At 47.0% G+C, this 12,796-nt stretch carries 6 protein-coding genes; 3 read left to right on the forward strand and 3 right to left on the reverse strand.

What is annotated here, in order from left to right; all coding sequences use genetic code 11:
• Positions 1-67: 67 nt before the first annotated feature.
• Positions 68-5,488, reverse strand: coding sequence for an alpha-2-macroglobulin family protein (locus A3860_RS21470; protein WP_081149655.1), 5,421 nt, complete (start codon positions 5,486-5,488; stop codon positions 68-70).
• A gap of 252 nt (positions 5,489-5,740) precedes the next feature.
• Here A3860_RS21470 and pbpC point away from each other — a divergent pair, with 252 nt between their 5' ends.
• On the forward strand, positions 5,741-8,131 hold the full coding sequence (gene pbpC / locus A3860_RS21475; RefSeq protein WP_081149663.1) for a penicillin-binding protein 1C: 2,391 nt from the start codon (positions 5,741-5,743) through the stop codon (positions 8,129-8,131).
• A gap of 4 nt (positions 8,132-8,135) precedes the next feature.
• On the opposite strand, the gene A3860_RS21480 is transcribed toward pbpC, so the two are convergent.
• The gene (locus A3860_RS21480; protein WP_081149666.1) at positions 8,136-8,852 is read right to left on the reverse strand and encodes a head GIN domain-containing protein; all 717 of its coding nucleotides are present in this window, start codon (positions 8,850-8,852) and stop codon (positions 8,136-8,138) included.
• Positions 8,853-8,886: 34 nt separating this feature from the next.
• Positions 8,887-9,606, reverse strand: coding sequence for a head GIN domain-containing protein (locus A3860_RS21485; protein WP_081149669.1), 720 nt, complete (start codon positions 9,604-9,606; stop codon positions 8,887-8,889).
• Positions 9,607-9,872: 266 nt separating this feature from the next.
• Here A3860_RS21485 and guaA point away from each other — a divergent pair, with 266 nt between their 5' ends.
• Complete coding sequence (guaA, locus tag A3860_RS21490) at positions 9,873-11,405, forward strand: glutamine-hydrolyzing GMP synthase (protein WP_081149672.1); 1,533 nt, start codon at positions 9,873-9,875, stop codon at positions 11,403-11,405.
• Positions 11,406-11,466: 61 nt separating this feature from the next.
• A complete protein-coding gene (locus A3860_RS21495; protein ID WP_143774209.1) occupies positions 11,467-12,729 on the forward strand; it encodes an ABC transporter substrate-binding protein in 1,263 nt (420 codons plus the stop codon).
• Positions 12,730-12,796: the final 67 nt, after the last annotated feature.

Genomic DNA, 12,796 nt, shown 5'->3' on the forward strand with positions numbered 1-12,796 from the left:
GACAGAAACGACAACGGTGAGCCCAGTTAAGCGCTCACCGTTGTGCATATTGTTTATTTCTTCTTTCCTACTTCTTACTCACCCTGATAACTCCTCCTCCATTATAAGAATGGTAGTCACCATTATACATCGCTTCGGCACTTACGGGTCCCATACGGTAGTTACCCGGTGAAACGGCCCGCACCGCATAATAATAGGTTTGCCGGCTGTTTCTCAGATCATCAAACAAATTAATACGATCATCCCGAACATCCAGCGCAACAGGTGTGGCTGCGTCTTTTATCCATTCCATACCCGGAATTTCCTTGGTACGGGGGTTTTCAATTTCAAAACCTGCAGGCAGAATATCTGTGATCACCACATTATCAACATAACCATCGTACGCTTTCTCTACCGTTACCTGAACGATCACCAGGTCGTTCTGGGTAAACGAATTGCCTTCTATTGTGCGGCCATAACGATCAAAGAAACGGCGGCGTACCTTGATAAAATTATCTTCTTCTTTATAGGCGCCGCTTACGCTTATGCCTTCGCTTTGCCAGTAATAATACAACCGGCCTTCGCCTTTCGATGTAATGTCGATATTGGTTCCACCCAGTTGTTTGGCGGTTAACTTCAACGGACTGGCTTCTACACTGCCTACTGTTTTACCGTTCACTTTTACATCGGCGCTCACTGTTGCCTTGTTGGCAGCGCGGGCCATTTTACCCAGCGCCAGGAAGCTGAACGAACATTCCTGTGTGCTGTACCAGCGCCGTTGTTTTAATTTATCGGCCACATGTTTTGCCATCACCGGTATTTGCGCATTGGAAGGGTCCGCATCAATGAGGGCATTCAACGCAATGGCCTCGTCACGAATATCAGAATAGAAGCTGCCGCCGGTTTGTGCAACCGATACTTCACCACTGAACGAGGAAGGCAGCATTTCGCGGAACTTCGCCTTATCACCGGCCACGGCATAGGCCACACTCAACAGGTATTTACAATCAAGGCTCAGCAGCATGGCATTCGACTTGTAATAGTTCATGGCGCTTACATTGGGCTTACCGGCCAGTGCCAGCACATACAAACTATAGGCAACCTCTTTGGGCGCTATTTTCTTTTTATCGTTCTGATTATAGTAGTATAAAACAGTTTCCTTGTTCTTCAACTTGTTGTTCAGGTAATTGAGAATACCGTTCAACACGTTCTTGTCAACTTCGAACCCGGCTTTTTGTGCTTCGAGTAAGAAATGGCCTGCATATACTGTAGCCCACCAATGTTCGGTACCTTCTCCATCCCACAGGGTAATGGCGCCATTGTACAACTGCCGCAGTTTTATTTTGCGGATGGCTTCGGCTATATTCCAGTTGGCGTTTGCTTTATTCCCCTGGTTGCTTTTCATTTGATCGGCCAGGTCGCCATAATACAATTGCGGGAAGGCGGTTGAAACAGTTTGTTCGGTACAACCATAAGGATATTCACACAGGTAGCGCAACTGCTTACCCAGTTCCAGGGCCGGACTGCGGCTTACCACCAACTGGTAATCGGTGCTGTTGGGCATAAAATCGTTCAACGGTATACTGATGCGTTGTACACCACCACCGGTGAGTGAACCGCTGCCGGTAACCACCTGCAAGGGTGAGGCCGGCCGTATACTGATCTCGGTTTCATCGGTGAACTTTTCACCCAGTCCCTGCACTTCCACTTTTATTTTTCCCACATTAACAGCAGGCGCAGCCACTACCTGGAAGATAGCCTGTCCTTCGCTGTTGCTGTTGATACTGATCGACTGTTGCTTATCGCCCAGTACATTCAGCGGTCCGCTTACGTTCAATGCAGCAGTGGCCGATGCTGATTTGTTAGTGGTATTGGTAATAGTAACCGGTACATTCACTGTATCGCCCGGGCTCAGGAAGCGCGGCAAAGCAGTGCTCAGCACCAACGGATCGGCTACGGTCATGGCAGCTTCGCCGTTACCAAAACTTTCATCCTTATACGCCACCGCCATCAAACGTACTTCACCACTGAACTGCGGAATATCAAACTCAAATTCCGCTTCCCCGCTGCCACCGGTTTTGGTGGTACCGCTCCAGTAGGAAACGATCTTGAAGCGTTTGGCCGGCATGGGGTTGGTGCGTTTATTTGCTTCCAGTTCACCGTCGCCACCCGTACTGCTCAATGTGGCTTTTAATTCGGGGAACAACAACGGGTACAGATCATAGGCATTTACCTCCAGTGCTTTAGCAGCATAGAAGTGATTATACGGATCGGGTGTTTTAAAATCTGTTATCTGCAACACGCCGTTATCAACTGCCGCCAGGGTTACAAAACTGTTGGGCGCCGCTTTTACCGTCACCTTCTGGTGTGTACGCGAGCGAACCGATTTTTGCGCCACGATCTGCACATCAATTTTGCGGCTCTTTTCTTCTACTTTCAAACTTTGATAACCATGTGCTACTGTTAATGGAATATCACTTACCTCGTGCGGTTTAATGAGCGTTGCGGTAACATATACGTTTGGTAAATGCTCGGCAGAGATCTTCAGATCAACCGAAGCGGTGCGGTTCTCCACATTTACATACTGGTACGAAACCACTTTATCGGTTTCCATGGTCACCAGCATGCGGCCGCTGAACGGCGTTTTGAACAACAGCTTCGCATTATCGCCGGCCTGGTAAGAAGATTTATCGGCTTCAATATCAATATTACCTTCTGTATTTACTTCAAACGAAGAGTTATCGCCGCCCCAGAAACCATAACTATAGAAATGTTTGCTTACATAGCTGCCCGAGCCGGGGATGCTCACCTGCAATTCATAGTCGCCGGGCGAACGGGGCACAAAGCCATAGTAAGCGCCTTCGCCGCTGATGGTAATATTCTGATCGGTCACTACTTTATTATCTTCCTGTGATTCGTACCGGAAATAATCCCCGCTCTTGGTGAGCACCGTACGATATTCATGTTTTATCACTTTTACCTGTGCCTTTGCGCCATTCAACACATGCTCGTCTTTATCCAACGCAATAATGGGGAATTTCACCTGCTGGTTCAGCGGGTAATACCAGTACCCATCGCTCCCCACACCAAAGAAGATCTTTTGCGTGTAAATATTGGCGGTGGCGCTGCGGCTCACCGGCCGGCCGGTTTCATCAAACACGGTAGCATAGAACGTTGTCTTCAGCAATCCTTTGTTGGCATACAGGGCGGGCACTTCAAAGGTTTGTTTGGCATTACCATTTTCATCGGTACTGCCCTCGTTCGTTGTTTTGTCGAACGACATGCCCTGGTTCACGATACCAAAGTCAAAGCGTTCATATTTTTTAGGACTGAAATTGGCCGCGCTGGTCTGGATCTCCGTTTCATAATTGCGGTTAGCCGCCGGCGGTCCAAAAAAGTTTACGGCATTTATCGCCAGGCTGGCTGATTGTCCGGGCTCAAGTGAGTTCTTATCCAGTTTGGCAGTCACCTTAATGCGATCGGGCACAAACTCTTCAATGCTGAAATTCTTGCTGGCCAGCAACACATCGTTCGAGGTATATACTTCCAGCGTATAACTACCGGTAATAGCCGACTCTGAAATATCTACATCCCCATCGGTAGCGCCCTGTACATTCAAGGTTTTGCGGAAGGTCTTCAACTCTTTACCATTCGGCAGCAGGAATTTCATTTTTACCGGCAGCTCACCCGGTGATTTCCACAACCGGTCGCGCAGCACAACGGCAAAATTCACTTTTTCACCCGGGCGGTAGATATCACGTTCTGCATATATAAAGGCATCGAGTCCCGTGCTGTTGCTGCGCTTGCCACCTACCTCAAACCGCGAGGTGTTCACCCTGGTGGTGTTGAATGGCAGATAATTAAAATCAGTAGCGGTCTTGGCAATGATCATGGCAGGCTTGAACCCGGCAAATTCCTTCCGCGCAAAAACAACTTCGGCCACGCCATCGGCATTGGAAGTACCGGTTCCCAACACCTGGTTGTTGTTGCCATACACCACTACATTCATCCCATTCACCGGTTGTGCGGTTTTAATGGAGTTGGCAAATACAAACAGTTTATCTTTTCCTTCCCGGGCAATTAACCCGATATCTGATTTGGAAATAAAGCGGCTGTCGCTGATCCAGTAATCGGTAGCCGACCGTATTTTAATATGATAAATACCTTTAAAGTCGGGCAGGCGGTCTTCTACATTAAAAGTGAACAACCGGCTGTTGCCGTACTTAGGCAGCGAGCGCGTATCGATCTCCTGTTCATAGATCACATCGCCGAAACTAACATCACTGCTATAATCATAATCACCGCCATAATATTCTTCATCGTCACCGCCACCGCCGTTATTCTCATCTTTCGGCCGGTAGCCATAACGTTGCGCCGCCAGCAGGTTGCTTTCATAGATCTTTGAAATGATCACTTTTACCTTGGGAATGTTGGTAACGCGCACTTCAATATTCTGGTTACCCAGGGCGCTCAGGTAAACGGCCTTGCTATTGCCAAATTTCAGCGAAGGCTCCAGCTCACCAAAAGCTACATTATTATCGTACTGTTCGCGCAGCACGCCACCAATACGGCCACGCAATCCTTTGGCAATGGTGAATACATAACTTTTATCGGCATCGAAATTATCGCTGGTCACAGTGAAACCATCTTCGGTTTGCTGAACAGAGAATTTTACCGCAGGGGTGAAATGGATCAGGGAAGAAATGTTCTCCATAAGCACCTGCTGGCTGGTACGCACAAACACAGTACCCGATAACCCGTCGTGCTCGGCATGCACATCATTAATAGTAAGGTTGTAGGGCGAAGGGATCACCACTTTGTTTTCAATAGCCTCCTTCGTTCCATTCACACCACCATCAGGAACCAGTCCTTTATCGAAAGCCACTTTTGCATCGAGGTCTTTATCTTCCAGTTTCATCCCTGAAATGCGCAACGAAATGCGGCTATCGGGTCCTTCAGTTATGATCTGGTAAGCAAGCGGCTTGCCATCGATCTGCAACGTCATTTTGTCTTTTATGGTAGCCGGACTGATCGCATAATTAAAATACAGATCAACCTGCGGGTAAGCGGTAGTGGAATGCTGATCAGGAAGCATCCAGGTTACGTTGGTATTATCCAACTGCAGGTAAGGCGTATAAAAGGTGATCTCCTCCCCTTTATCGAGCTTGCCAATTTTGCTGTGGTCAAGCAGATCACCACGCAATTTGGCCTGATAGCTGGTTGCAGGCGACAGGGGTTGTGCGGGTGAGAAAACGAGCTCATCCGGATGTTCCCACCGGAAGCGGCCCTGGATCTTTGGTTCAAAAGAAACATACTCAGTAGAATCCCATTGATTTAACAGTGAATCGGGAACAAGGGATTTGTTGAAGCGGAATACCAGGTTACCGAGGGATTGCACTTCACCTTTGGCATTGGTATAACTAAGAGAGACAGCGCTTCGATTACAGGCGGCTATTACTGTTACAACCAGCACGCCTAGTGTAATCAGGGCGATCTTTGACTTACGCATATAGGGTTAAAGTTATTAGCATGATTAGGCCCGTCTGTACCGAACGTACAATTCGGGCAGGCTTGGGCGCGTTAAAATACAAAAAGGAATTAAATATTTACCGGAACCTTTTGTTGATAAAAATAAAAGTTGAAATTAGCAGGGAAACTATGGAGGAAGGCTTGACAAAGCCATAGAATTGAAAATTGTACCCGAAAGTTACAATCAATTTTTTCACTCCGTTTGTTAATGTGTTATTAAAGTAAGCAATATATGCGCACAAAGGCGCCATGGCGTGAAAGTATAATTAATTGGAGCAAGCGTGTCGCTACCTGGAGCCGCAGTACACCCGCTAAACGAAAATCCCTGAAATACGGTAAACGCCTGCTGATCACCATCGTAGCATCAGTTATTACTTTTTTATTACTTAACTGGGTATTTCCGCTGCCCGATAAAATTGAATACTCCACCATCATAACCGATAGCAAGGGCGAAGTGATACATGCCTTTTTGACCAATGATCAGAAGTGGCGCATGAAAACCGAGCTGGAAGAGATCTCGCCCCTGTTGCGCAAAACGATCATAGAAAAGGAAGACCGGTATTTCTATTCGCACCCCGGCATCAATGCGTTGGCCATTACCCGGGCTTTTGCCAAAAACATCTTCCGTCTCAAACGCACTTCCGGCGCTTCAACCATAACCATGCAGGTAGCCAGGGCGCTGGAACCCAAAAGCCGCACCTACTTCAATAAGTTCATTGAAATGTTCAGGGCTTTGCAACTGGAATACAGGTACAACAAGAACGAGATCCTGCAACTGTACCTGAACCTGGTGCCGTATGGTGGTAACATTGAAGGCGTAAAATCAGCCTCTATCCTTTACTTCAAAAAAAATCCCGATCACCTGTCGCTGGCCGAGATCACTGCGCTTTCCATAATACCCAATCGCCCTTCTTCCCTGGTTATGGGCAAACACAATGACCGTATTGTGGCCGAACGCAACCGGTGGCTGCAAAAATTTGCCAAAGACAAAGTGTTCACCCAAAAAGAAATTGCCGATGCGCTTAGTGAACCGCTCACCGCTACCCGCGGAACCGTTCCCCAACTGATACCACACCTTGCCTGGAAACTGAAACAACAGGGCGGCGATATCATAAAGACCAATATAGAATTGAACACCCAGCTAAAGACAGAAAAGCTGGTGGCCGATTATTCCCGCATTCTTACGCTGAAAAACATCCGAAATGCAGCGGTGGTCATTATCGACAATAAAACGCATAATGTAATTACCTACGTTGGCTCGGCCAATTTCACCGATACCATCGATGGCGGACAGGTGAACGGCGCCAAAGCCATTCGCCAGCCGGGCAGTACCTTAAAACCCTTGCTGTATGGCCTTTGCATCGATGCCGGACTCATGACACCCAAGGCCGTTATCACCGACGTTGCCGTAAATTTTGGCGGGTATGCACCCGAGAACTACGACAAACAATTCAACGGATATGTGACCATGGAATATGCGTTGGAACATTCGCTGAACATTCCGGCAGTAAAAGGATTGCAAATGCTGGGCAAAGACCCCTTCATTCAAAAACTGGGTGAGTGCGATTTTCAACAGATCAAAAAAGACCAGCGCAAGCTGGGATTATCATTGATCCTCGGCGGTTGTGGCGCCACGCTCGAAGAGCTGACCGGATTGTATTCGGTGTTCGCCAATAACGGACAATACCTGCCGCCCCGGTATACGCAGGATAGCTTTCAGCAAGCTGGCCAGGGAATAAAGATCTTAAGTCCCGCTGCCACATTCATGATCAATGATATTTTATCGAAGGTTAACCGCCCCGATTTTCCGTTGAACTGGGGAAGCACCGAACACATGCCCAGGATCGCCTGGAAAACCGGCACCTCCTATGGCCGCCGCGATGCCTGGAGCATCGGGTACAACCGGAAATATACCGTAGGAATCTGGACGGGCAATTTTTCGGCCCTTGGCATTCCTGAATTAAGCGGCGCGAATATTGCCACGCCACTGCTCTTTAAAATTTTCAACACCATCGACTACGACAGTGATGAGCAATGGTTCACCCAACCGAAAGATTGTGATATTCGCATGGTGTGTTCAGAAACAGGTTTACCGCCGGGCGAACATTGCCCCAATACAGTAACCGATTATTTCATTCCGCTTGTTTCAACAAGCCAGTTATGTAATAACCTGCAGGAAATAGCGATCTCGGCCAATGAAAAGATCTCGTATTGCAAAACCTGTCAGCCCGCCGAAGGCTATAAAAAGAAATGGTATCGCGTGGTATCGCCCGAAATGCAACGCTATTATGAGGAACGGCATATCGTATACGAAAAAATACCGCCGCATAATCCCGATTGTGAGCGGGTGTTCAAAGATGGCGGACCGGCCATTACTTCTCCGCGCAATGGATCGGAATACTTTATCAGCAAAAAACATCCGGAACCTTTACAACTTTCGTGCAATGTGGGCAACGACGTGCATAAAGTATACTGGTATATAAACAACCAGTTCTATAAATCAGGCGAAGTGCACAACCGCCAGTTCTTTATGCCCGAAGAAGGGCCGGTGAAAATTTCCTGTACCGATGATAAAGGACGGAACCGCGATATCTGGATCAGGGTAAAGTTTGTTGATCTGTAAGTAACTAATCAACTTTCGTTACTTCACCACTACCCGATATATTCTTATTTACCTGGGCAGTGCCTTTATAGCGAATTTTGCCGCTGCCTGAAATATTAGCATCCAGCTTTATACTGCTGTACACATCAATATTACCGCTGCCCGAGATGCCCAGTTCAGATTCTTCTGACTTTAAATTCAGGGCGCTGATACCACCACTGCCCGAAACATCAGCATTGATCTTTTTTGTATCACCCGAAAGGCTCACGGTGCCGCTACCCGACACGTTGGCTTCAATTTCAGGCGCATCCACATCAAGCGACATTTCACCACTACCGCTTGAAGAGATGTTTAATGTGCCATCATGGGTGATCTTTGTTTGGCCGGTTACATGTCCCGAACCGGAATTTTCAATGCTCTTGTAAGTAGGAGACGTAATATATACTTTCACTGTACGGCTGGGATCGAGCCATACGTGTTCTTTTGAATCAATATCAAGCACCCCGTTCTCAACACGTACATCTATATAGGAAAGGATATTTTGTTCTGCCTCTATTCTTACATCCGCCGCACTTCCCTGAGTAAGAAATACATCAAAACCAGCACTCAATTCAACCCCGTTAAAATTGCCCGGCTGAAATGTTTTGGAGGTCATACTTCCATCTCCTTTTACCCGGTGACCGTCTATACAGGCGTTCAGTAAAACAACAGCAGCGAGCAAAACAAAAGCGATCTTTTTCATATAAGAAGGTTTGGTTAAATGGATGATTCAATTTTTATTTTACCTGGGTAATGCTTCCATTACCCGTAATATGAGTAGAAGGTTGTGCATTTCCTTTATAGCGCACATTCCCATTGCCACCAACCGATACATCCAGTTTCAGGCTCGCATACACATCAGCATCACCATTGCCCAGTATCTTCACCTTCGTTTCTTCTGCCATAAGGTCGAAAGCTTTCAGATTTCCATTGCCATGCAGGCTGCAATCAAAATATCTTGACTGACCTTTTAATTTAATGCCACCATTACCGGTTAACTCGGCGGTTACCTCGGGGGCATCAACATCCAGGTTGATATTCCCATTCCCCTGCACGCCCAGATCAATTTTTGAAGAATCGGTGATGGTTCCCTGGCCAATTATATCGCCAGTACCGCTGGAGTGTATTTTCCGAAACCGGGGAGCGGTCACAAAGATCTTTACTGATCGCCGGGGCCTCAGCCACACACCTTCTTTTGTACGCACCTGCAGTATATTATTATCAACATACGTTTCTATATAAGGTAAAATATTGCTTTCTGCTTCAATTTTCACAGTGGCAGGGCTGCCCACAGCAACATATACGTCAAATGTGCCATGCGACGAAACGCCTTCAAAAGAACTGGCACTCCTGTTCTCAGTAGTTACCTGGTTATTTCCTTTTATGCGGTGACCAACGAACCGGCAATTAGTAAGAAGCATGGATGATAATACAAGAATAGCAGCCCATTTTTTCATGTGTGGAGGTTTTAGTTTGATTACGTTCTACAAAATAATCTGTTTTCACTGCATTTGACGCGGAAGGAGCAAAAATGTTACAGCAAATGGTTGACAAATAATGGATTAATTTAATAGAAGCAGGATACCAATTGACGGTTACCGGGGAAACAAACTCTAAAAATCAGGAACTCCGGGCCTTTTTGGAAAAATTGATGATCGGGAACTAATTTCTCCCCCTGTAGAGGGCTGGGGGGATACCTGTATTTTCTTACCTTCGCACCACCATGACGGAAAAGATTTTAATTCTCGATTTCGGCAGTCAGTATACTCAGTTGATTGCCAGGGCCGTCCGGGAGGCCAACGTTTATTGCGAAATAATTCCCTACCACAAAAAAGTTGACTTTGATCCTTCACTGAAAGGTATAATCCTGTCGGGTTCGCCCTTTTCTGTGAACGACCCCAAAGCGCCGGAAGTAGATGTAAAAGCCCTGCACCAGCAATTGCCAGTACTCGGCGTTTGTTACGGCGCTCAGTTAACGGCCAAACAATTTGGCGGACAGGTTGCCAAAAGCAACAAGCGGGAATATGGCCGCGCCCTGATGCACAAACAAACCGACGACGTGTTACTGAAAGATGTAATGGAACAATCGCAGGTTTGGATGAGCCACAGCGATTCGGTGCTGGAAATGCCCGCCGGCTTTAATGTGCTTGCTACTACCGACAGCATCCCTTATGCCGCCTTTAAAAAGAACGGCGAAGCCAATCCGCTGTATTGTGTGCAGTTTCACCCCGAAGTTTACCATTCGGTTGAAGGCAAAAAGATCATCAGGAACTTCCTCGTAAATATTTGCGGTTGCCAGCAAAGCTGGACGCCCGCCCATTTTATCACCGATACGGTAAATGCCCTGAAACAACAGATCGGCAATCGTAAAGTGATCATGGCGCTGAGCGGTGGCGTTGATTCTACCGTTGCCGCAACCCTTATACACAAAGCCATCGGCAATAACCTGTATGGCATTTTTGTTGACAATGGCGTACTGCGTAAGAATGAGTTTGAGCAGGTGCTCGACACTTACAAGACCATTGGCCTGAATGTAAAAGGAGTAAATGCCAAACAGCTGTTTTACGACGAACTGAAAGGAAAGACCGATCCCGAAGCCAAACGCAAAACCATCGGCCGCCTGTTCATTGAAGTATTTCAGGCCGAAGCCAAAACATTTGAAGGGGTTGAACTGCTGGGCCAGGGAACAATTTATCCCGACGTTATCGAAAGCGTTTCGGTACATGGCCCTTCAGTAACTATTAAATCGCACCACAACGTAGGCGGCTTACCCGATATCATGCACCTGGAACTGGTAGAACCTTTACGCTACCTGTTCAAAGATGAAGTGCGCCGTGTTGGGCATGAGCTCGGTATTCCCGCCGACCTGCTGAACCGCCATCCCTTCCCCGGGCCAGGCCTGGCCATTCGCATTCTGGGCGAGATCACACCCGACAAAGTAGCCTTGCTGCAGGAAGCCGATCACCGGTATGTACAGGGCCTGAAAGAACATAAATTATACGACCAGGTTTGGCAGGCAGGCGCTATTTTGCTGCCGGTGAAAAGCGTTGGCGTAATGGGTGATGAAAGAACGTATGAATTCACCGTAGCTTTACGTGCGGTAACTTCCGTAGATGGCATGACCGCCGACTGGGCTCATCTTCCATACGAATTTTTGGCACATATTTCGACTGATATCATCAACAACGTTAGAGGTATAAACCGGGTGGTATACGACATTAGCAGTAAACCACCTGCAACGATAGAATGGGAGTAACCGTCTTTTATGTATTACCATCCTGATAGCGATCGGGATGGTAATATTAAATTTCGGCGGCGTGCGTATACAAATGACATTACAACAGTTAGTCAATAAAGCATTCCCTATGATGAAAAAATGGATCGTATTATCGCTTTCATGTCTTGCCATGGTCCTCGTAGCGCCTGTATTTGCTCAAATAACACCAGCTGTACAACCAGCACCAGCCACGCTTACAGATTCTACCCGCCAGCAAGTAGCGATCTTTACACCACTTTACCTTGATTCGGCATTTGATATGGCCGGCAATTACCGGTACGACGCCAAAACCTTTCCCCGAATAGCCAGCGCCGGCCTTGAATTTTGGGAAGGCGCCGAACTGGCCATTGACTCCTTAAAGAAGGAAGGTATTAAACTGGATATTCATGTATATGATACCAAAGCATCGCAACAACAGCTAGACTCCCTGCTCACCAGCGAAGCATTCCGTTCAACTGATCTTATTATTGGACAGGTTACCGGTGCTGAAGCCGCAAAATTTGCCGGTATAGCTGCCTCGTTGGAAATCCCCTTCATCAATACCAACTTCCCCAGTGATGCAGGCGTTACCAATAACCCGCATTATGTAATTCTGAACTCTACGCTGGTTACCCATTGCGTTGGTATTTACCGGTGGCTGCAAAAGAATTATTCTTTACAGGACATTATAGTTTTCAGAAAGAAAGGGGTGCAGGAAGACCGCATACGAACTTACATTTCCGACTTTGAAAAAAGCACAGCAGTAAAGCTGAAACTGAAATACGTAACACTCGACGATAACTTCACACAGGAAAATCTCGAACTGTATCTCAACAGCGAAAAACCGAATATTTGTTTGGCCGGCAGCCTCGATACGCATTTTGCGCAAAAGCTTTGCCAGCAACTGGCCCTCTTAAGCAAAGCAGGCAGCCCTAACGTGATCATTGGTATGCCTACCTGGGACCAGATCGATTTTACACAAACGCAGTACAAGAACCTTGAAATAGTTTACAGTACGCCGTTCTATGTAGCGCCCACGGGTAAACTGGCAGCATCGGTACTGGAGAACTTCAAAACAACTTATTATTCACGACCAACGGATATGGTTTTCCGTGGTTTTGAAACCATCTACCACTTTTCGCATTTATTAACGCTGTATGGCAAGAACCTGGGTTCAAGCCTGAGCGATAAAAAATATATGCTGTTCGGTGAATTTGATATTCAACCGGTCATCAATAAAGCCACCATGACCCTCGATTATTTCGAAAACAAAAAGCTTTACTTTATCAGAAAAGCCGATGGCATTGTAAAAACAGTCAATTAGTTTCCGGTTACCAATTTCCGGTTACCGGACCAGAAAGCCGTACCATGGGCATAAACCGTGGCACGGC

The sequence above is a fragment of the Niastella vici genome, assembly GCF_002077945.1.
GTDB classification, from domain to species: Bacteria; Bacteroidota; Bacteroidia; order Chitinophagales; family Chitinophagaceae; genus Niastella; species Niastella vici.